The 20,717-nt window shown below is 59.9% G+C and carries 25 protein-coding genes; 13 read left to right on the top strand and 12 right to left on the bottom strand.

The window, feature by feature from the left end; all coding sequences use genetic code 11:
- Positions 1 to 17: 17 nt before the first annotated feature.
- The 9 genes from D3261_RS01000 (at position 18) to dhaM (ending at position 9,443) form a co-directional block, all read left to right on the top strand.
- On the top strand, positions 18 to 1,565 hold the full coding sequence (locus tag D3261_RS01000; protein WP_120067838.1) for an ABC transporter substrate-binding protein: 1,548 nt from the start codon (positions 18 to 20) through the stop codon (positions 1,563 to 1,565).
- A gap of 138 nt (positions 1,566 to 1,703) precedes the next feature.
- On the top strand, positions 1,704 to 2,666 hold the full coding sequence (locus tag D3261_RS00995) for a branched-chain amino acid ABC transporter permease (RefSeq protein WP_233553797.1): 963 nt from the start codon (positions 1,704 to 1,706) through the stop codon (positions 2,664 to 2,666).
- The gene (locus tag D3261_RS00990) at positions 2,663 to 3,757 is read left to right on the top strand and encodes a branched-chain amino acid ABC transporter permease (RefSeq protein ID WP_120067836.1); all 1,095 of its coding nucleotides are present in this window, start codon (positions 2,663 to 2,665) and stop codon (positions 3,755 to 3,757) included. The genes D3261_RS00995 and D3261_RS00990 overlap by 4 nt, the downstream gene beginning before the upstream one ends.
- Positions 3,757 to 4,515 carry an ABC transporter ATP-binding protein gene (locus D3261_RS00985; RefSeq protein WP_120067835.1) on the top strand — a complete coding sequence of 253 codons (759 nt, stop codon included), beginning with the start codon at positions 3,757 to 3,759 and terminating at the stop codon, positions 4,513 to 4,515. Before D3261_RS00990 ends, D3261_RS00985 begins: the two co-directional genes overlap by 1 nt.
- On the top strand, positions 4,512 to 5,255 hold the full coding sequence (locus tag D3261_RS00980) for an ABC transporter ATP-binding protein (RefSeq protein WP_120067833.1): 744 nt from the start codon (positions 4,512 to 4,514) through the stop codon (positions 5,253 to 5,255). The genes D3261_RS00985 and D3261_RS00980 overlap by 4 nt, the downstream gene beginning before the upstream one ends.
- 54 nt (positions 5,256 to 5,309) lie before the next feature.
- Complete coding sequence (locus tag D3261_RS00975; protein WP_120067831.1) at positions 5,310 to 6,569, top strand: PQQ-binding-like beta-propeller repeat protein; 1,260 nt, start codon at positions 5,310 to 5,312, stop codon at positions 6,567 to 6,569.
- Between the two features lie 791 nt (positions 6,570 to 7,360).
- Positions 7,361 to 8,359, top strand: coding sequence for a dihydroxyacetone kinase subunit DhaK (gene dhaK, locus D3261_RS00970; protein ID WP_120067829.1), 999 nt, complete (start codon positions 7,361 to 7,363; stop codon positions 8,357 to 8,359).
- A complete protein-coding gene (gene dhaL / locus D3261_RS00965; protein ID WP_120067827.1) occupies positions 8,356 to 9,066 on the top strand; it encodes a dihydroxyacetone kinase subunit DhaL in 711 nt (236 codons plus the stop codon). Before dhaK ends, dhaL begins: the two co-directional genes overlap by 4 nt.
- Positions 9,063 to 9,443, top strand: coding sequence for a dihydroxyacetone kinase phosphoryl donor subunit DhaM (dhaM, locus tag D3261_RS00960; protein ID WP_120067825.1), 381 nt, complete (start codon positions 9,063 to 9,065; stop codon positions 9,441 to 9,443). Before dhaL ends, dhaM begins: the two co-directional genes overlap by 4 nt.
- A gap of 103 nt (positions 9,444 to 9,546) precedes the next feature.
- Here the strand turns inward: dhaM and D3261_RS00955 are convergent, their stop codons facing one another.
- A complete protein-coding gene (locus D3261_RS00955; RefSeq protein ID WP_120067824.1) occupies positions 9,547 to 9,942 on the bottom strand; it encodes a hypothetical protein in 396 nt (131 codons plus the stop codon).
- A 141-nt stretch (positions 9,943 to 10,083) separates the two neighbouring features.
- Positions 10,084 to 10,356: an amphi-Trp domain-containing protein gene (locus D3261_RS00950; protein WP_120067822.1), complete on the bottom strand. Its 273-nt coding sequence runs from the start codon at positions 10,354 to 10,356 to the stop codon at positions 10,084 to 10,086.
- 258 nt (positions 10,357 to 10,614) lie between these two features.
- On the opposite strand from D3261_RS00950, the gene D3261_RS00945 reads away from it, so the two are divergent.
- Complete coding sequence (locus D3261_RS00945) at positions 10,615 to 11,364, top strand: Lrp/AsnC family transcriptional regulator (protein WP_120067820.1); 750 nt, start codon at positions 10,615 to 10,617, stop codon at positions 11,362 to 11,364.
- Positions 11,365 to 11,444: 80 nt separating this feature from the next.
- Here the strand turns inward: D3261_RS00945 and D3261_RS00940 are convergent, their stop codons facing one another.
- Both D3261_RS00940 and D3261_RS00930 read right to left on the bottom strand, forming a co-directional pair.
- Entirely contained in the window at positions 11,445 to 13,016 is a 1,572-nt protein-coding gene (locus tag D3261_RS00940; RefSeq protein ID WP_394337568.1) for a TrkH family potassium uptake protein, read from the bottom strand.
- A gap of 682 nt (positions 13,017 to 13,698) precedes the next feature.
- Entirely contained in the window at positions 13,699 to 15,354 is a 1,656-nt protein-coding gene (locus D3261_RS00930; RefSeq protein WP_120067818.1) for an NADH-quinone oxidoreductase subunit D, read from the bottom strand.
- Between the two features lie 113 nt (positions 15,355 to 15,467).
- On the opposite strand from D3261_RS00930, the gene D3261_RS00925 reads away from it, so the two are divergent.
- Complete coding sequence (locus tag D3261_RS00925; RefSeq protein WP_120067816.1) at positions 15,468 to 16,139, top strand: helix-turn-helix domain-containing protein; 672 nt, start codon at positions 15,468 to 15,470, stop codon at positions 16,137 to 16,139.
- 295 nt (positions 16,140 to 16,434) lie between these two features.
- Here the strand turns inward: D3261_RS00925 and D3261_RS00920 are convergent, their stop codons facing one another.
- Entirely contained in the window at positions 16,435 to 17,703 is a 1,269-nt protein-coding gene (locus tag D3261_RS00920) for an RNA-guided endonuclease TnpB family protein (protein ID WP_120068217.1), read from the bottom strand.
- Between the two features lie 161 nt (positions 17,704 to 17,864).
- Between D3261_RS00920 and D3261_RS00915 the strand changes: the two genes are divergently transcribed.
- Positions 17,865 to 18,260, top strand: coding sequence for a hypothetical protein (locus D3261_RS00915; RefSeq protein WP_120067815.1), 396 nt, complete (start codon positions 17,865 to 17,867; stop codon positions 18,258 to 18,260).
- Positions 18,261 to 18,318: 58 nt separating this feature from the next.
- On the top strand, positions 18,319 to 18,516 hold the full coding sequence (locus tag D3261_RS00910) for a hypothetical protein (protein ID WP_120067813.1): 198 nt from the start codon (positions 18,319 to 18,321) through the stop codon (positions 18,514 to 18,516).
- Between the two features lies 1 nt (position 18,517).
- Here D3261_RS00910 and D3261_RS00905 read toward each other — a convergent pair whose 3' ends face one another.
- The 7 genes from D3261_RS00905 to D3261_RS00875 form a co-directional block, all read right to left on the bottom strand.
- Entirely contained in the window at positions 18,518 to 18,817 is a 300-nt protein-coding gene (locus tag D3261_RS00905; protein WP_120067811.1) for a hypothetical protein, read from the bottom strand.
- Between the two features lie 54 nt (positions 18,818 to 18,871).
- On the bottom strand, positions 18,872 to 19,168 hold the full coding sequence (locus D3261_RS00900) for a hypothetical protein (RefSeq protein ID WP_120067809.1): 297 nt from the start codon (positions 19,166 to 19,168) through the stop codon (positions 18,872 to 18,874).
- Between the two features lie 63 nt (positions 19,169 to 19,231).
- A complete protein-coding gene (locus D3261_RS00895) occupies positions 19,232 to 19,444 on the bottom strand; it encodes a hypothetical protein (RefSeq protein WP_120067808.1) in 213 nt (70 codons plus the stop codon).
- Between the two features lie 43 nt (positions 19,445 to 19,487).
- The gene (locus D3261_RS00890; RefSeq protein ID WP_120067806.1) at positions 19,488 to 19,754 is read right to left on the bottom strand and encodes a hypothetical protein; all 267 of its coding nucleotides are present in this window, start codon (positions 19,752 to 19,754) and stop codon (positions 19,488 to 19,490) included.
- Positions 19,755 to 19,847: 93 nt separating this feature from the next.
- The gene (locus D3261_RS00885; protein WP_120067804.1) at positions 19,848 to 20,150 is read right to left on the bottom strand and encodes a hypothetical protein; all 303 of its coding nucleotides are present in this window, start codon (positions 20,148 to 20,150) and stop codon (positions 19,848 to 19,850) included.
- 60 nt (positions 20,151 to 20,210) lie between these two features.
- Positions 20,211 to 20,504, bottom strand: coding sequence for a hypothetical protein (locus tag D3261_RS00880; protein ID WP_233553796.1), 294 nt, complete (start codon positions 20,502 to 20,504; stop codon positions 20,211 to 20,213).
- Positions 20,501 to 20,698: a hypothetical protein gene (locus D3261_RS00875; RefSeq protein WP_120067800.1), complete on the bottom strand. Its 198-nt coding sequence runs from the start codon at positions 20,696 to 20,698 to the stop codon at positions 20,501 to 20,503. Before D3261_RS00875 ends, D3261_RS00880 begins: the two co-directional genes overlap by 4 nt.
- Positions 20,699 to 20,717 lie beyond the last annotated feature (19 nt).

The following is a 20,717-nucleotide window of genomic DNA, read 5'->3' as shown; positions in this document are numbered from 1 at the left end:
GAATCACGCGATAGACCATGAGCAACGAGACTGACCCAACAGACGGAACCAGGCGTCGATATCTGAAAACACTCGCTGTAGGGGGCGGTTCCCTGGCCTTCGCCGGCTGTACCGGAAACGGTGGCGGTGGTGGCGGAAACGGTAGTGGCGGCGGTAACGGAAGCGGCGGAAACGGTGGTGGCGGTAGCGGAGGCGGCGGCGGTAACGGAGGCGGTGGTGGCGGTAGCGGGCAGGAGTACGAAGCGGTCGGGAACTTCCCACCCGAGGGCAACACGGTCACCTATGGGTTCAACGGGCCGTTGTCGGGGGCATTGGGGCCCGACGGGCAGGACCAACAGCGGGGATTCGACCTCGCGGTCAAGCATCTGAACAACGGCGGCGGCCTCGTCGACATGGTCGGCGAGCTGAGCGGCAACGGGGTGCTCGATTACCAAGTCGAATCGACCAAGGCCGATACGGCCGGTGATGCGGAGACCGCGACGACGAACATCCAGGGGATGATCCAACAGGACAACATCCAGTTCTGGACCGGCGGGATGTCGAGTACCGTGACCATCGCGATGGAGTCGATCGCCCAGCGCAACTTCGTGCCCTTCATGGGCGGGAACTCGACCACGGCGAGCATCAGTGGCGAGAACTGCTCGCGCTACTACTTCCATCCGACGTTCCACGCCGAGATAATCGGGATGGCCGCGGGTCAGTACCTCCCACAGGTACTCAGCAGGGACGAATCGCTGTTCCACATCTACCTGGATTACTCCTACGGCCAGTCGAACCGATCGGCGATGGAGAAGTACCTCGTCGAACAGGGACCGTGGAGCTCCGCGGGCAGCGCGGCGATCGCCGAAGGCGAAACCGACCACCAATCCCAGATCCAGGCGCTCCAGAACTCGGATGCGACCGTCGTCCACTTCGCCAGTTTCGGCGAACTCGCCGCGTCAGGCCTCTCACAGATGGTTGATGCCGGTGTTCTCGAGGACATCGAAGTGTTCATTCCGCACGTCAGCGCCTTCACGCTCGACCCGATGGGCGCGGACGCGGAGGGCGTCTACGGCATGGAGCCCTGGAACCCCGGTGCGGACACGCCCGGTACACAGCCGTTCGTCGACGCCTACCAACAGGAGTACGACGAAGTTCCGAATCAGAGCGCACTCCACACCTACGAGTCGATGATGGTCTACTCTGCCGTCGTCGAGGACGTCGGGACCTTCCACCCGCCGACCGTCGTCGATGCACTCGAACAGTACGAGTGGACCCTCGCGTGGGGTGACGCGAACTTCCGAACCTGTGACCACCAGGTCGAGCGACCGTGGTATCTCGTCGAAGGCGTCGACGACCAGCGCGCGGAGGAGCTCGGCATCCGAACCGAGATCGTACAGAAAACCGAACCGCTCGTCTACGAGTGCAGTGAGCCGCCGGCGTCGAACTGCACCATGTCGGAGAACCCCTACGCACCCGAGGGCAACTCGTTCAGCCCGTCGAACTCGTCGAGTTCGTTGAACGTATCGGGCTCCTCGAATTCGTCGAACTCATCGAACTCATCAAACTCATCGAACGCAAATTGAAACACGAAAACCCGACCATGAGACCTAGTACGGCTGGTGACCGACCGGAATCCGAGTCGGTCCACACACCGAACGAACCGCAAAGGACGCGAAGGACGTCCAAACCATGCTGAGGCCCGACAGTGGGTTGGTATCCGAATGAATCCGTTGCAAGTGAGCTTCCTCGACGCGGCGATGACGTTTCTGGTGATAGCGTTGAGCACCGCCTCGGTCTACCTGTTGGTCGCGATCGGTCTCTCGATCGTGTTCGGCTCGCTCAAGTTCGTGAACATGGCTCATGGCGTGCTGTACGGTGCGGGTGCCTACATCGGTCTCGTCATCGCCTTCGAGGCCAACTTCGGTGGGCTGTTGGCGAGTTACGGGCTCTCACCGTTCGGACTGAATCTCGGGTTCGTCGCGGCGTTGATCCTCACCCCGATACTGGTCTTCGTTCTCGGAATCGTCATGGAACGTCTGCTCGCCAATCCGCTCTACGACCGTGACCTCCTCGATCAGTTGCTCGTGACGTTCGGTGTGTTGCTCATCGCACAGGAACTGTTCACCCTCGTCTTCGGTCGAACCGGGTTCAGTTATGCGGACACGGGACCGATCTCGGGGCCGTTCGCGATCCCCGGCGTTGGGTCGGTCTCCAGCTGGCGGCTTGTGGTCGTCGTCTTCACGTTCGTCCTGCTGGGCCTCATCGTCGCGTTCTACAAGTACACCGACTTCGGCCTCGCCGTTCGGGCGGGTACCGAGGACACCGAGATGACCGAGATGCTCGGGATCCGGATAGGCCGGCCGTTCCTGTTGATCTTCGCGGTCGGGGCCGCCTACGCCGGCGTCGCCGGGATCCTTCAGGGCTCGCTCTTCGGTGCGAACCCCTCGATGGGCTTTTCGGTCATCATCCCGGCGATCGTGATCGTCATCATGGGCGGTGTCGGGAGCATCAAGGGAACCGCTATCGGGTCGCTCATCGCGGGATTCGTTTACGCTGCCATCACACAGGGATTGTTGCCGTTCGTCCCACAGAGCATGTCGACGGCAGCGATCTACGCCGTCGCCATCGTCATCCTGATGATCCGGCCGACCGGTATTTACCCGACGGGGGAGATCGGCGCATGAGTACCGACACAGGCGAGTCGGTCGCCGACGGTGGGTCGGGACTGCTGAGTTGGGGGACCTGGGACCGGATCAAACACACCGAACGGTTCGTTCTCCTCGCGGCGCTCGCTTTCGTCGCGCTCTTTCCGACCGTGTTCACCAACCCGCCGCTGGTTCCCTCCGGCTTGACCGGCTATGAGGCGCTTGTTCGACTCATCCTGATCTGGGGGATCTTCGCGCTGGGATTCGATCTCCTGCTCGGCCAGTTGGGGCTGTTGTCGTTCGGCCACGCGATGTTCTGGGGCGTCGGTGCCTACGCGGCCGGACTGGTCGCGGTCCACGTCTCGGGGTCGCCGCTGCTCATGATCGTCGTCGGGACGCTGTTCGCAACCCTCCTCGCGGGGCTCACGGCACCGATCGTGTTGCGCTTGCACACGGTCTACTTCTCGATCATGATGCTCGCGATCGCACAGATGTTGTACTTCCTGGCGAGGGAGCCGCTGGCCGAGTGGACGGGTGGCATCAACGGTTTGACGGGTATTACTGCCGAACCGATCCTCGGTGTGTTCAGCCTCGATACCGCGCTACCAGGTGTTCTCTCCACCCTCTGGTTCGATTATATGTACTTGCTGCTCGCCGTCGTCTTCGTCGCCGTCGTCGCGTTCGTCGTTCGTATTCGGAAGTCCCCGTACGGCTTACTCTTTAAAGCGATCCGCGAGAACGAGACGCGGGCGTCGTTCGTCGGTCTCGACGTGTGGCGATACAAGTTCGCTGGCTTCCTGCTCTCGGGTCTCATCGTCGGTCTCGCCGGGAGCTTGATACCGTTGGAACAGCAGTTCACCGGTGTCGAACAGCTCTACTGGGAGACGAGCGGTTACATCGTGATGATCGCCGTGCTGGGCGGCTTCGGAACCATCGTCGGCCCGATCATCGGCACGATAATCTTCCTGTACTTCAGACAGGTCGTCAACGGACTCCCGGGCATCGGCTCCTGGTGGCTGTTGCTGTTGGCGGTCGCGTTCACGGCGATCGTCTGGCGATACCCCGACGGCGTGTGGGGGATGGTCACGAACGCTTCGTCGCGCTTGCGCTCGCTCGGAGGTGGAGACTGATGGCACTACTCGAAACACGGAACTTGACGAAGGAGTTCGGCGGGCTGCAGGCATTACAAGGCGTCGACATCGAGATCGCACAGGGCGAACTCGTCTCCCTCATCGGCCCCAACGGGGCGGGAAAATCCACGTTGATAAACGTCATCACGGGGATGCTCGATTCGACCGACGGGCAGATCAGTTACGCCGGCACCGACCTCGTCGGATTGGATCCGTACGAGATCACGCAACTCGGGATCGGACGGTCGTTCCAAACGGCATCGATCTTTCCCGGGCTGACGGTCCGGGAGAACGTCGAGATCGCCTCATTCGCGACCGAACACGGCTCGTTCAGCGTCAACTTCTTCCGCCGACGTGACTCGTACGGGGAGGTTCAAGACCGTGCAACGGAGCTTCTCGATACGATCGGTCTCGACGACGAAGCCGACACTGCAGCAACGGAACTCCCCTACGGCGACAAACGGCGTCTGGAAGTAGCGATCGGGTTGGCGACGGACCCGGAGCTCATGTTCATGGACGAACCGACGGCCGGAATGTCGCCCCAAGAGACGGACATGACGGTGGAACTGATCCGCGACCTGCTCGACGAGTGGGACATGACGATCGTGCTCGTCGAACACGACATGGACGTGGTCTTCGACGTCTCCGACCGCGTCTTCACCCTCCATCGGGGACAGATAATCGCGAAGGGAACCCCGACGGAGATCAGGGACGACCCTGCCGTCCGGGAAGCCTACCTCGGTGGTGAGAGCGAATGAGCCTCCTCTCACTAACGGACGTGCACGCACATTACGGCCATAGCCACATCCTTCGAGGCGTCTCGATGGGGATCGAAGCCGGTGAGGTCGCCGCACTCCTCGGACGAAACGGGGCTGGCAAGACGACGACGGTCCGCAGTATCGCGGGTACCGAACCACCGGAGGTCCGCTCGGGATCGATCCGATTCGCTGGGACCGACATCACCGAGTGGCCGGCCGACGACATCGCAGCCGGCGGGATCGGCGTCGTCCCCGAAGGACGGCGGCTGTTCACCGAGTTGACCGTCGAGGAAAACCTCGAACTCTCGAAGATCACACGCGGCCGATGGAACAGGGTCCGCCGTCGGGTAGCGGGGAGCGGGGAGCCCACGATGACCATCGACGAGCTGTACGACCTGTTCCCCAGGCTCGAAGAACGAAAACAGCAGCAATCGGGGACGCTCTCGGGTGGCGAACAGCAGATGCTGTCGATCGCTCGAACCCTTCGCCTACCGGACCTCCAACTGTTATTACTGGACGAACCGACCGAAGGATTGGCCCCACAGATCGTCCAGACGGTTTCGGAGTCGATCCGACGGATCGCCGATGAGGGTCTAACGATTCTGCTCATCGAACAGAACGTTCGTGAGGCACTCAGCGTGGCTGACCGTGGATTCGTTCTCGACCAAGGTGAGATCGTCTACGAAGGAACGGCGGACGAACTCGAAGACGAGGACCTCGATGAGTACCTCGTCGTGTGAACGGGTCGTAGTAGCCGACAGTGTTATGCGGTTCGTCCGTATTGATCGTTGTGTATGGTCGGGATGAATCGGCGGCATCTCCTCAGGGCTACCGCGGCGTCCTCGATCATGACACTCGGTGGGTGTACAGGGATCGTCCGGAACAGCGGTCGTGCCCATCCGACCGCCGGGAGAGTCACCGAATGGCCCTCGTTTCGTGGGGACCAGCACAACACTGGGTTCGCGAGGGACGTCCCGCCGACGAGCCCCGAACCGAGTATCGCGTGGACGTACGAGGCCGACGGACCCTTCTGGGGCAGTCCGGTCGTCGCCAACGGTACCGTTTACGTCGGTGGCGTCGACAGCTCGGTGTACGCGATCGACGCCGAAACAGGTACCGAGCGATGGTCATTCACCACGGACCATCGTGTAGAGGGGACACCAGCGGTCGCCGACGGGACGGTCTACATCGGTTCGTACGATATGCACCTCTACGCGCTCGATGCGACGACGGGCGAGCAACGGTGGGCACGTGACCTCGGCGGGTTGATCCGCGGCAGTCCAACGGTCGAAGCCGGCACCGTCTATATCGGTGTCGGCTGTCACAATCTGGCTTGTGCGCCATTCGCCGAAGAGGCCGGTGTTTCCAAACAAGGGACGATCTACGCACTCGATGCCGAATCCGGAGCGACGAACTGGCGCTATCCCGTGGATGGCGAGGTCGTGAGCACGCCGGCGACGAATGGTGAAACGCTGTATATCGGGGCCTCGGACGAAAAACTGTACGCCCTGGACGTCGCATCGGGGAACCCCGAATGGACATACGAGGCGGAGGATATGGTCTGGTCGAGCCCGGCACTGGCCTTCGAGACCCTCTACTTCGCCGACTGGAACGGGCTCGTCTACGCTCTCGACGCGGGCTCCGGTGAGGAATTGTGGATCACCGACACGGTCTCGGACTACATCTCCGGGTCGGTGGCCGTCGACGAGAACGCCCTCTACATCGGCAACACACCGTACAACTCCCTCGATGATCCCTCGCCGAACTACGGAACGTTGTTCAAACTCGACCGGACCACCGGTCGAGAACGATGGGCGTTCGAGACGGCCGCGTTCGAGATCGGCAGCAGTCCCGTCGTCTCGAACGAGCGGGTGTATTTCGGCACACACGGACAGACGGGAAGCGAGGATGTGGGTGTGTACTCGATCTCGACGGACGGCGAACAGCAGTGGTACCGGAAGGTCGGTGGGGAAGGTGTCGGTGCCAGCCCGGTACTTTCAGACGGGATGCTCTACTTCGCGGGGACCAATAGTCGTGTTTACGCCATTGAGTGACCGGGCTTCTCGAAAGAGCTGCTTGCGATCTAAAGGCACTCAACTATACATATATACGGCTCTGTTGGTCATTGTTTCGACACGGATCCCGAGCTTGATTGTTGAGCGCTGACCTGGCCGCTAGAGGTGCGCGTGGTTATTAGAGGGTGTGAGCGGTTCGATACCTCGCGGTATGCGCCACGGCCAATTTCCGTATCAGCTGTTCGAATAGGGACTCGCTGCTGGCGTTGACTAATCATTAGCGAATATGGTATCTGTGGCTGAAAGCATCCACCGCCGCCTTTAACCCATTCTAAGAGGCGTTGGAAAAAGAAAATGAAGACACAAATATCTGAAAGAGCCGCGCCAATTTAGAACTACTACGAATACAAAGATAACATGACGAGATACGGGAGTGGCGAAAAATAAAAACATATACTGACATTTTATGCACTTTATTGTGAAATACCGCTGCAATAATCTACAAAGTACTATAAAACTCAACAGACTAATCGAAGGGGTTGAGCCACATATTTTGTCGAAACCACTATTTCTAGTGTGAGATACACTCAGATAACTCATATTATTTTGTCTGCTACTCCAACTGATCCTGTTTATTTATTCCTCGAAACGAGCCAATGCGATTACCAATTGCGATTCCGTGGCACTCTAACTACTGACATCGTTCTGCTATACGTATCGTCAGACCCCTCAACCTGAGAGTGCGACGAACGACTACGCTCGCTGTGCGACCAAGACATCGCCCACGGAGAGAACACTCTTTAGCCTCTCGCCCGCGAGTATATACGATCATGAAGAAACTCATCAACGACCCCGAAGCCGTTGTCGACGAGATGCTCGATGGGATGGTGGCGGCGCATCCCGACCGTCTCCGTCGACTTTCGGGGACGAACGTCCTCGTACGTGACAACGCCCCAGTCGATGGAAAGGTCGGCGTCGTCAGCGGCGGCGGAAGCGGCCACGAACCGGCGCATGCCGGCTACATCGGCGACGGGATGCTCGACGGCGCGGCCGCCGGTGAGGTGTTCTCTTCCCCGACCGCCGACGAGTTCGAGGAGCTGATCACGGCCTGTGACAGCGGCGCAGGCGTCCTCGCCGTCGTGAAGAACTACGAGGGCGACGTCATGAACTTCGACACCGCGGCCGAGCTGGTCGAGATGGAGGGGACGGAGGTCGCGACGGTCGTCGTCAACGACGACGTCGCCGTGGAGGACTCAGAGTACACGTCCGGCCGCAGAGGCGTCTGTGGCACGGTCTTGGTCCATCAGGTCGCGGGGGCGAAGGCGGCGATGGGTGCCGACCTCGACGAGGTCCAGCGGGTGGCCCAGAAGGTCATCGACAACGTCGGGACGATGGGTGTGGCGCTCACGTCCTGTACCACCCCGGAGAAGGGCGAACCGACTTTCGACCTCGGTGAGGACGAGATCGAAGTCGGCATCGGCATCCACGGCGAGCCCGGTGTCGAACGAACGACCCACATGAGCGCCGACGCGATCACCGACGAACTGACCGATGCGGTGCTGGACGACCTCGACCTCGACGAGGGAGCGGACGTCCTCACCGTCGTCAACGGGATGGGCGGAACGCCGCTGATGGAGCTCTACGTCGTCAACCGTCGACTCCAGGAACTCCTGGGTGAGCAGGCTATCGAGACGTGGGATAGCTGGGTCGGTGAGTACATGACCTCGCTCGACATGGCGGGCTGTTCGGCCACGATCTGCTCGGTCGACGACGAACTGAAGGATCTCCTCGACGAGCCGGTCGACACGCCCGCCATGGTGACCAAATGACTGACCAGACCGAGCAGGCAGCGGCGATCGAAGCGGTCGTCGGGGCCATCGCGGAGCGCCTCGAAGCCGAACGCGAGCACCTGACCGACCTCGATTCGGCCATCGGCGATGCGGACCACGGTGGGAACATGGCTCGTGGCTGGGCGGCGGCCACTACCGCGGTCGAGGACCTCGACGACGCCGGCCCCGCGACGGTCGTCAAAACGGCCGGTAGGACACTCATGTCCGAGGTCGGTGGGGCTTCGGGGCCGCTGTACGGCGGTTCGCTCGTGTTCGCCAGCACGGAACTCGAGGGCGGACTCACCGACGAGACCCTCGTCGCGTTCGCCGAGACGTATCTAGAGAAAGTGATGGACCGCGGCGATGCCGCGGTCGGCGACCAAACCATGGTCGACGCGCTGGTTCCGGCGGTCCACACGTTCAAGAAGTCGGTCGAAGTCGATGACCTCTCGGCGGTCGAGGCGCTCGCGAAAGCGGTCGATGCCGCCGAACGCGGTGTCGCGTTCACGGTTCCCATTCGGGCATCGAAGGGCCGAGCGTCGTATCTCGGCTGGCGCTCCGTCGGCCACCAGGACCCCGGGGCAACGAGCACGCTGTTCATCCTCGAAACGCTGCTGGCAACCGCACGGGAGCGGCTCGATGCCGACCTCGCGTCCTCGGTCGACGCCACATCACCGGTGGTCCCCGACGAGGAGCCGGAGGCATGATCGGTATCGTCGTCGTCTCCCACAGCGGGCAGGCCGCTCGGGGGATCGTCGAGATCGCAGCGGAGATGGCCGAGGACGTCAGCATCGAACCGGTTGGCGGCGACGGCGACGGCGGTATCGGCACCGTCCCCGACGACATCGAGGAGGCACTCGCGGCGGCCGACGACGGGGACGGCTGTCTGGTGCTCGTCGACCTCGGGAGTGCGGTGATGAACGCCGACGTCGCCATCGAGATGAGCGACGTCGAGGCGGTGATCGCCGACGGACCGGTGCTCGAAGGGGCGGTCAACGCGGCCATCGCGGCCACCGGCCCCGACGCGACGCTCGAATCGGTTCGCGAGCAAGCCGAGGCCGCGCGTGACATCGACAAACTATGAACTGGTAGCCTTCGTCTATGGCTGGTCTATCCTGACTCAATCGTAGTCCTCGTGATGTGCAGCTATGTGTGTCCGACTACGCTAATCGTGACCGGAGAGGATGTCACCTATCGTCGTGGCGGCGATCCCGCTGTCGTCCCGATCCGCGCCTGTTCTTCTGATTGCTTCCGCTTTCCGTCGGTGTCTCCGCTTCCTCTCGTTCGGACTCACGCTCTTCACGTTCGCGTCGTTCGCGATTCACGTCGTCGACTGCTGCCGGGAGTTGGTGTTCGATCGCCCTCTCGACGTATCGATACAGTAGCACGCCGAGAATGGCGAACAGCACGAGTTTGGTGACGTAGAGTTCGATGATACGCACGAGCGAGAGGTTACTGACCAGGATGTTCCGCCCGAGCAAGAGGATGAGCAGCGTCACTCCGAGCAGCACTGCTGGAGCGATGAGCAACGTAAGACCGACGATGAGAAGCCTACCACGTGCGGGGATCTTTCCTGACCACATACGGTCCGTTCGTCGGCGAGGGAGATAGGCCCTCGCTCTCGGCCGGTGAACGAGCGACGAGCGTCGCTTTCGTTCGAGACAGCCCGAGACGATGTTTTCGCGGGTGTGTCGAGCGTATCCGTCGTCTCGCGCTTCTCGCCGTTATTCGATCTCTAAGGAACCACTCTCGCCGTTCTCGTCCCATTCGATCTCGAACTCGACGCTCAGCTCACCGGGCCCGTCCGCCGGTCCTTCACGCTCGGCTTTGACCTCGAACGTCGGGCGGTCGGGTGGGTCCATCGTCACGGATTCGCTCCCGGCCTTGAGCGTGATAGCATCCCCGGCTTCGAGGTTGTCCGCGACCCTTCGCAGCAACGCCGCGATATCGTCCCTGCTCTGCGCGCTCTCGGATTCGAACAGCACTTCTTCTGGCATACAGCTACCGATACGATCGGGAATTGCATAAGTGGTCGGTTCAGTACTCTCAATAGCGCTATCTCACACTATCTCAGGATTTATTACCGTGAGATGCAAAACGATTGGCCAAATATTCAGGATATCATAACGTGAATGCCTCCGCTTCGAAACGTACTCTTCCGTTAGACATTCCTCGAGAAGGGGGAGGGGGAGGAACTGGAGACACCGAGAAACGACAGTGAAAAGGCCTGGTCGGAGTTCTACGTTCATACAGAGATGGCGAGACTCGACGAAATAGACCGCCGAATCCTCTATCGGCTAGCCGAAGACGCACGCGGTACGTCCGCACCGATGATCGCCGACGAGGTGAACGTCTCCGCCGGCACAGTCCGAAATCGTATCGACCAGTTGGAAGCGGACGGAATACTGACGGGGTATCACGCGGCCATCGATTACGAGCGTGCCGACAACAGCCTCAGAAACCTCTTCGTCTGTGATGTCTCCGTCACTGAACGCGCCCATCTCGCGACACAAGCGCTCGCGATCCCCGGCGTGATAAACGTGCGTGAGCTCATGAGCGGTCGCGGCAATCTCCACATCACCGCCGTCGGTGCGGACACCGAGGACCTCTCCCGGATCTCACGCGAGCTCTCCTCGCTCGGAGTCGACATCCAGGGCGAAGACCTCATTCAGAGCGAGCGGACACGGTCGTACCAACCCTACGGTCCCGAGGAGGACCCCGTGGAGCCGTCCATGACCGACTTCATGACCCTCAGCGGCGAGGCAGAAGTCGTCGACCTCACGATCGCGGAGAACGCAGCCATCGCCGGGTTGACGCTTCGGGAAGCGAACGAAGAAGGGCTCCTCGGTGACGAGATACTCGTCGTAGCGATCGAGCGTGGCGAGTCCATCATCACCCCGAAGGGTCACACGACCATCCAGGCGGGTGACCTCGTCACCGTCTTCGGCCGAACCGGCATCACCGATGATTTCCTCGGTCAGTTCACCGGCCCTGCAGGTGAGTGAGGACGTGTATCCCGGGATCGACTCCTCGCTTTCTTCGTCCGAACACGGTCTCCGTGAACTGAAACAGGGGTCGATACGGCTCACCGCTTCCAGAACGACGGCGTGAAGATCACCAGCACCGAGAGGATCTCGAGGCGTCCGATCCACATCAAGAAGACCATGTAGAGCTTTGCCACCGGTGAGAAGGGCAGAAAGCTGTTCATCGGGCCCACGATGCCGACGCCCGGACCGATGTTCCCCAGTGTGGCGATCGTCGCGCTGGTCGCTTCGAGCCCGGTGAGGTTGAGGCCGATCCGAAGGCTATCGAGGTAGAGGAGGACCGTCGAGACGCCGAATATCCCGATGAAAATGAACATGAAGACGAATATACTTCGGAGGGTGTCCGCGTCGATCGTCCCACCTGAGTTCCGGATCGGGTGGATGGTGTCGGGATGGACTGTGGTGTAGAGTTCGCTGACAGCCGCGTTCCAGACGACGTTCCACCGAACGATCTTGATCGAGCCCGCTGCCGAACCTGCCGATCCCCCGAGAAACATCGCGAGCAGGAGGATCACCTGCGAGGACTCATGCCACGTATTGAAATCCATGCTGGCGTAGCCGGTCGTGGTCACGATCGCGACCGTCTGGAAGAGCGCTTGCCGGGTCGCGTGTTCGACTTCACCCACCAACGGTGGAATACGGGTTGGAACCTGCGAAAGCCCTACTCCAGCGAACAACAGGACCGTGAGGAGTGCGCCAACGATCCCCATGGCGAGGAGATACGAGCGAAACTCGGAGTTATGAGTCAGTTTTCGGGGTTCGTTCTGGAGCACGTACCAAAAGAGCGTGAAATTCGTTCCCGCGACGACCATGAACACGATGACAGCCCACTGAATCGCGGGACTGAACGCTTCGATGCTTCGCGCTTCCGGTGAGAATCCGCCGGTCGGCAACGTGGTCAGTGCATGCGAGATGGCGTTGTAGAGACCCATGTTCGGCGCGACTCCGACCAGATGGAGGCCGTAGTAGACACCGATCGCGGCGAGCGTGAAGGCGAAGTAGATCTTCCAGAGGGCTCGGGCGGTGTCCTGGATGTGTGGCCGCAGCTTCTGGATGGTCGGTCCAGGCGATTCGTGGCTCATGATCTGCGCACCACCGACCGATAGCTGTGGCAGGAGCGCAACCATGAGCACCAGGATACCCATCCCGCCGAGCCACTGCGTGAGCTGTCGCCAGAGGAGTATCGAATGGGTGTGTTGCGCGAAGGATATCTCACCCAGCAGGGTGGAGCCCGTCGTCGTGAATCCGCTCATGCTCTCGAAGAGCGCATTCACCGGATGGGCGACCGTCCCTTCACCCGCCACCAAATACGGGAGCGTCCCGAGGACCGGAACCAACAGCCACGTGAGGCTCACCAGGAGAAACCCTTCCCGATGCCCCAGCTCGGGGTCCTCCCTCAGCCGTTCGAGACCGAGCCCGACGCCGGCCATTACGACGGCCGTCACCAGGAACGGGAGAACGTCTTCGCTGTAGTACAGGGCGCAGACGGCGGGGAACAGCGGTGTCAGGGCCAGGTATTTTATCACCGAACCGGTGACGCTGAGACTGCTACGGTAATCGACGTAGACGCCTGGTATTCGGTTTCGTATCGAACGCTGTCGGCCCGCTTTCATCTGTCGAGGATCCGTGTGCTAGGCCGAACAGCGCAGCGAGCGTCGTGAGACGAAGCGGGACGTCCCCTCCTCCACTTTCGAGTACGCTCGAACGACCTCCCGTCCCCATCAGTGGTCGTCGACCCTCGATATACGGATTCGTCCCTCACGCTCACGTCGCTCCGGTCTCTTCGCCATGTGTCGGTATTTGGCGATACGATACCGTGAATCCACATTCGACACATAAAAGAGTTCATTTTTCCCCAACATGTACTGGATACCGATATATGTTCGAGGCGTAGACCGTTCCCAGAGGTTCGGCGTTCCAGAACGTGTCTACAGAGAACTAACTACGACCGACGCCACCGAGAGTACCGAAATCGAATTGACTCCGGTCCATGCTGTCATCGATGACGGGTGAGTTCGCGTCGCTGAGCCACTGGATTACACGAATCCGTTCGTTTCGAAAACGATGGACGGCATCCAACGCTATATCGCTGCCGGCGAGGGAGCGAGACTGTCCTTGCGAGTCAAGAGTATGGGGACGTAGTGACGTTCATCAGCGGATTCGGATTCATCGACGACTGTCTCGATGGATAGAAGAACAAGAAACAGTGTAAGCGCTGTTGATACCTGAAGAGAGCTTTGGTTTGTATTTCGTTGGTAGATGATCAGCCGCTTACCCTATAGCAAACAGAGCAACTCATCGATCGACTTCACCAAGAACGATATCGAGGCTCGCCAACGACGCGATCAGGTCTGGAACGTAGCCGCCTGTCGCCATCTCCTCTAGTGCATGAAGATTCGAAAAGCACGGACTCCGAATGTGAAATCGAGCCGGTTTGTCAGTTCCATCACTTCGGATGTAGATCCCAAGTTCACCTTTCGCGGCCTCCACTGCACGATAGATCTCGGCATCCTCGTCCGGTCGCAGCGTTCGCGGGACATTTGACTGGATCTCACGGCTATCCTCGGGCCAGTCTTCGAGTAGGTCGACACACTGGTCGATGATACGCGCCGATTGTTCGACCTCCTGTAATCGACAGAGCACCCGAGCGTAGTTGTCACCCTCTTCGGCAGTCACCACCTCCCAGTCGAGCTCGGGATAGTACCCGTAGGGATCGTCCCGCCGGAGGTCATAATCTACACCTGAAGCGCGCGCCACTGGACCGGTGCAGCCGTACTGCTTTGCCATATCTGCGCTCAAAACACCCGTGTCGACGCATCGAAGTTGGAACAGTTCGTTCGTGGTGAGCAGGTCGTGGTATTCGTCGAGTTTGTGGGGGAGGTCGTCAAGGAATTCTCGAAGCTTCTCGAAGAACTCCGCACGTGGTTCGGGGAGATCCCACGCCACCCCGCCGAGTCGGAGGTAGTTGAACATCAGACGCTGACCCGTCAGATCCTCGAAGATGCTCTGAACGACTTCCCGGTCCCGCAGGGTGTACATGAACGTCGCAGTGAACTCACCGTAGACATCGAGTGCGAAGGTGCCAATCGCAAGCAAGTGGGAGAGAATCCGCGAGAGCTCGCCACTCATCGTCCGAATGAGTTGTGCATAGTCAGGGACGTCGAGACCTGCGAGGTCTTCGGCAGTGCGAGCATACGCCCACTCGTTGAGTATCTGTCCGCCGAGGTAGTCCCAGCGGTCAGGATAGGGCATGATCTGATTGCGATACGTGCTGTTCTGACACATCTGCTCCTCACAGCGGTGAAGATAGCCCGGGTCAGGATCTAATCCGACAACCTGCTCACCACTTAGGATAGTCTCGATGTGGAGCACACCGTGGGTTGCAGGATGATGCGGGCCAATGTTCAGATACATCGTATCCGCACCATCCTCGCGATGGTCATCCTCCAATGGGTTGGCATGCGATTCAAGCGTGACCACCTGTGGTTCGTCTTGGTCGTAATCGATTCTTAGTGGGTGTCCCTGCCATGTCTCGGGGAGGAGGATACGCCGGAGGTCAGGGTGATCTTCATAGTGAATACCCACCAAATCGTATGCTTCGCGTTCGTGCCACTCGGCCGTTCGGTAGACTGACTCAGCGCTCTGGCTCACCGGGTCGTCCCTCGGGGTCGGCACAATAACACTCACTTCCTCGGTTGGATCGTCGTATTTCCTCAGGTGATAGATGCTCTCGAAGCGGTCCCCGTATTCCTGTGCCGTGACGTTCGGGCAGTGATCGAAGCCCGCTTCATCCCGCAATACGCGTAGCACGTCTTGGACCTCATCGGGTCGGACGACGAATCCCGGCGCATTGTAATGGTCATCGTGAGCGATCGTATAGGATGCGAGGATATCCGCGAGCGATTCCTCAACAGTGCCGTTTTGGGTTTCACTGGATGTTTGTGAACTCATGGTGGAGCGTTGATTCTGCTGGCCGCACGATGGACGATCATTGGAAGGCTGCCGGCGAGCGCGTTCTGCCTCGCTGGAGAGGGTTGTTTAAACGTGGGGGTTGATGATTCGGTATGAAGTATCTCCAGTTACGTCTCGGTCAGAGCGACGAAATCATCCATCCGATGCACGAATTCGTCGCCGAGCACGACGAGTACAGCTCCTATCGACTTCTTCAATGGAATCCTGCTGTCGGTGAGACGAACACGATGATATTCTACGCCGAGGGGCCACCCGGTCCGTACGAGTACGCCCTCGAAGACGTGAGCACGATTTTAGACCACGAGATAGTGCCGGCTGAGGAGAATGCATTCTACCTCTACGTGTGCGAACGCCTCGATGCGGGAGCAAAGCGTCTGACAGACGCATTCACGCATGGGAGCCTCGTCGTGATGCCGCCGATCGAATTTCGTAGCGACCGTAGGATAGAACTCACGGTGGTTGGAACAGCCACATCTCTCCAGCGGGCCCTTGATGAGGCTCCGGACAGCGTCGACGTTGACGTCCAGCGTGTCGGTCAGTACGACGCCAGCCGAATGGATGCCGCAAATGCTCTCAGCGAACGCCAGTCCGAAGCGGTGACGGCCGCGCTTGATATCGGATACTACGAAACTCCTCGTGAAGCCGGAGTCGCAGACGTCGCCAACCATCTCGACTGTGCTCCTGGGACAGCGGCCGAACACCTCCGCAAAGCAGAAGCCGCTCTCGTTCATCGAATCATCAACAACTCCCGAGAGGACTCCTAAAAGCACACTTAGCGAGTGGTCTTTTAATAGGAAATGTGTCTGTTCGGTAATCTCCTCTTCATCCTCTTTGTTGACACTATCTCTAACTCTCCGACACCGCCGTCACTAGCTCAACGTCGGAATGACAAATTGGAGACGTTCACGGAGTTCGACCCGAAAACAAAGATCACAAATCCGATCCGCTAGCATCTCCAGAACCTCTCAGTAGACCAGAGCGACCAGAAAGCATACATCCCAGTTTCATTGACATCCTCCCCGCCCTGAAGGGCGAGGATTCCCTGCTGCAGTTGGGATATTAAGGTTCGCGGGTCGCCTGTTCTGGCGGGAGGAAACCTCCTCGCGTTTTGTCGAACAGACGAACCGCTGGCTGTGCCAACCAGCCGGTACTCCTATCCTCGTGAGAGGATTCGGAGGTACTTTGCTGCCTAATGTTTTCAGCACCGTTCGTATCGGCGTTTGCCACGGTCCCACACTCTTCGCACACGTACAGGCCGCGTTCGACACGCTGGCTATCCGCTTTCGTCCCACACACCGAGCAGGTCTTCGACGTGTCCCGTTCGGAGACGGTTTCGACGGCGATGCCCCGAATCTCTGCCTTGTATGTGAGCATCGTCGTGAAGCGGTCGAACGCCCATCCGTGGAGGTCGAGGTTCCCGTGACGACCCCAATTCTTCGGGCCGTCGTCGCCGTCACGGATGCCACCGAGGTCGCCAACGAACACCGTTCCGACGCCGCGTTCGGCACACTGCTCCACAATCTCTTTCGAGAGCGTGTGGAAGAAGTGGGTTCGACGGTCGGTGCGCTTCCGGTCGAGACGGCGGGCTTCGCGGGAGAACGAGTCGTCGCACTTCGCGCGCTGTTTGGCGAAGTAGTATTCGTCTTCCTTGAGCGTCCCACCGGGGTAGAGCAACGACCCGTCGCCGAATGAGATGGCGGCGACATTGCAGATCCCGAGATCCACGCTCGCCGTTCGGTCGCCGGGCGCTTCGGCAACTTCGACCGGGACTTTGCACACAATGTGGAGCCGCCAAACACCGTGCTCGTACACGGCTCGGACCTGCTGGATGTTCTCGACGGTGGTTCCGCGCGGGCCGATAACGTCGTACTCGCAAAGGATGAAGTCGCCCCATCCGTCTTTGAGGTTCGACCCCTTCGAGAGCCGGATGCGCTGGTTCGCGGCATCGTGCTTGAAGCCTGCTTGCTTGAACGTGACCGTCGAGCGCGGATGCTCGTCGTTGTGTTTGCGGTAGCCGGGCGGGTTCGCGTTCTGGTTCCCGTTGCCCCGATGCCCGTACCACGCCGTGAACGCTTCAGCGAGTTCGGCGAGAACTCGTTGACTGGACTGAGAATGAAGGTCCGCGTAGCGTTCGTGGCTCTTGAGGTACTTTTGCAGGTCGAAGGCCGAGGGAATCTGGCCGCAAGCGTCCCAAACGCGCCCTACTGTCCATCGGGCGACGTTCCAGAGCTTGCTGGCGGCGAAACCAAGCGAATCGAGGTCGTCACGCACCTGCGAGTGGTTGCGAACCCTCGCTCGATAAGTGCGCGTGACGCTCGTTTTCGCCATACGTAACCTATTATAGCGAACAGACCTAAACGTTTGGTGGAATATCCAGACGGCCATCGCCGCGTTGCTGGCGGGTGCGACCATCCGGGACAAAGCGGACGGCGCGTATCCCCGCCCTAAAGGGCGAGGCTTTGCGCCTGTCTTTCACGTAAATCCAACTTATGAGCCAGACCGACTCGCCCTCGGCTCACCTCCGCAGTGAGATCTTTTCGGCGTCGTCGGCGGTGCAGCTGGTATCGACGCTCGCCGCCGTCGTCGTAGCATACATTATGCAACTCCGAACCGGAAACAGCACCGTCGCAGTCGGGGCCTTGCTCGGCGTCGGGATCGGCGTCTCGACGCTCTTTCGGGAGTGGGACATCCATCACCTGTCGATAGGTGCGATCGTACTCTGGACAGTGGGTATGAGCGTGCTCGCCGCGATTCTCTACGGAGTAGTCTTCGAGATAGCGAGCGGCTTTATGACCGACGCCGGGCTCGCCGGACTCGTCGCCGCAGCTATCACGGCTGGGCTCGGTATCGTCTTCTCGCTCTCGCAACAATGGGGGAGGGAGTAGCCGTGGACGGAGAGGTCGTGATCGAAGTGAGCGGAGCCAATCTTCGGCCGAGAGACCAATGACATCGTTCAGCGAGTGGACCGATTTCGAGAGCCCGTGGCTGTATGGAGCGTTAGGATTTGTGACGTGGATACTCACGGCAGCGCTTATCGGCGTGGTCTTCGGTGAGGGTGCCGCCGAAGCGATCGACGTCCCGATGGTCGTTGGCGCGCTCACGTTCGCGGCGGTGGTCATCTACTCCGAGTGGGGTCGATGATTCAGAACAGCCCGAGGACGGTCAGCGCGGAGAACGCGACCGTTACAATGGTACAGATCACGAGAAACCCAAGCCAGAGTACACCTGGCGAGAACGTCGCCGGGTCGCGGTGACGGATCTCCCAGGCAGTGCCGACTAGCATCGACACGCCGGCGATAATGAGCAACCAGTCAGAAGGGCTCCCTGCACCGACGAGCAGACTCGCAACGCTACTTACAGTGATCGAGAACCCGATCAGAGCTGTAAGCCCTGCCCACATGTAGAGTCGCTCGGTTGGGGCTCGCTCAATGAGAATCACCATTGGTGTCAGTTACTCTCCATCCTACAAAAATCCGATCTGAGAACACGCCACTCCTCACGCCAGCATGGGATACGCAACGAGGGCGAGCAACGCGAGTTCAAGAATCACGCAAGCGACTCCAACCACAAGCCAGACGTCCCCGGTCGAGTAGGTCTCAGGGTCGTTCTGATAGTAGGTCACGACCCCGCTGAAAAGGCAGATCCCACCGACAGCGAGTAGGACCCACCAGCCACTTCCGTCGTATTCTGCGAGGAGCACGCCGACTAGGGCGATCACGAGCCCACCGAAGACCATCATCCCCGACTGGAGGAAGAGCCACGGCATCGGCAGTCGGTCGACCAGATTGCTCATAGCTCGGGGTTGTCGGCCATCTCACAAGAATCCACCCCAGCGACGAACGTTTGTTCCCTGTTCTCAGTCCCAGCGGAGTGCCTTGAGAGTGACACCGGCAAGCGAGACCAGTGCGCCGATCAGGACGACCGCCAGCAGGGCGTTCCCGATCGCATACTCGTCGGGGTCGTTTTGCTGGAGGATAGTCGTTCCGCCGAATAGGGTGATACCGCCACAGCCGACCATCACCCAACTCACACTCCAGTTGCCGACTCGCGTGGTCGAGAGCACACCCATTGCGACGAGCGCGATCCCGACGACGAACGGTCGTTCCCTGTTCTCAGACCAACGAGAGCACCACGAAAACGAACAGTGCGATCTCGAAGACGAGAGCACCGAACGCGAGCGCAAGCCACCTGTTTCCGATCGAACACTCGGCTGGGTCGTATTCGTAGTACATTCCCGCTCCCCCGAAAACGTTGAATCCGCCCATGAGAGCTATCGTCCACCAGTAGTCTTCGCCATCCATCAGAAAGAGAACACCGAGCAGGCCAAGCAGAAGACCGCCGAGGGCCATCATCCCCGATTGGAGGTAGAGCTGGGGCATCCGTAGTCGATCGACCAGATTGCTCATAGCTCGGGTTTGTCGGCCGTCCGATAAAAATTCCGGCGACGAACGTTCGGGGGGTGTCCCCTCCCGTTACAAGCCGATCAGGCCGGTCGCACTCGCGTACACCGCCAGCAGGATGAGCGCAAAGAAATATTGGACCACGATCCAGTAGTCCGCTACCGAGTCGTCGTCGGGCGAGGTCGTGTAGAGCTTGTGGACGGAAATAGCGAGGAAGAACACGCCGAGAATCGGGGTTAACCAATTGTTTGCTGGTATCGTGTTCGTCAGGAGTGCTACGACGCCGGCGAGCGTATAGACCATGCCGACGAGCAGAGTGGGGAAGACCCCGAGATAGAGTCGGGGGATAGGCAGGCGGTCGATCGTCTCGCTCATACCATCCGTTCGAGCGCCATCCCACAAGAATCCCGGCGACAAACGCCTATCTACAGGCGTTCACCACACGCCAAAGAACTCAAAGAGTAACGTAGTGGCCATCCCTACCGCCCCGAGCGCAACGAGACCAACAACGGGACCAGCGATATCGTACTCGTCCGGGTCGTTCGTGAACGCTTCGTAGAGTCCGATAGCGATCATTGCTACCGCAGCAACCGCGGCAAGGTAGTACGAGAGTCCGTTTGCTCTTTCTAAAACATCGGATAGATTGAGGAGTAACATTACCGCCCCGTAAGCGATGATCGAACCTGAATAGAGATACAGTGTCGGGATGCCGGCGACCCGAGTGCTCACGACGCTCGCCACTCCCTAATGCGTTGGCCGAGGATGTCACCGAGTAGTTCGAGGAGCAAAAACACCGGCACCCCGGCGAAAATGAGCGTCCACTGGATACCACCGTCTGTGAGCGCCGTAACCATGAGCAAGGCAATAGCGAGCAAGGGGGAGTCGAACCCTCGTTGCCGCACCGATTTCTCAGCGAGCTCCATATTCAGCGTTTTTTTGCGC

This window comes from Halococcus sp. IIIV-5B (assembly GCF_003602035.1).
Classification (GTDB): Archaea; Halobacteriota; Halobacteria; order Halobacteriales; family Halococcaceae; genus Halococcus; species Halococcus salsus.
This window is presented reverse-complemented; position numbering and strand designations above follow the sequence as displayed.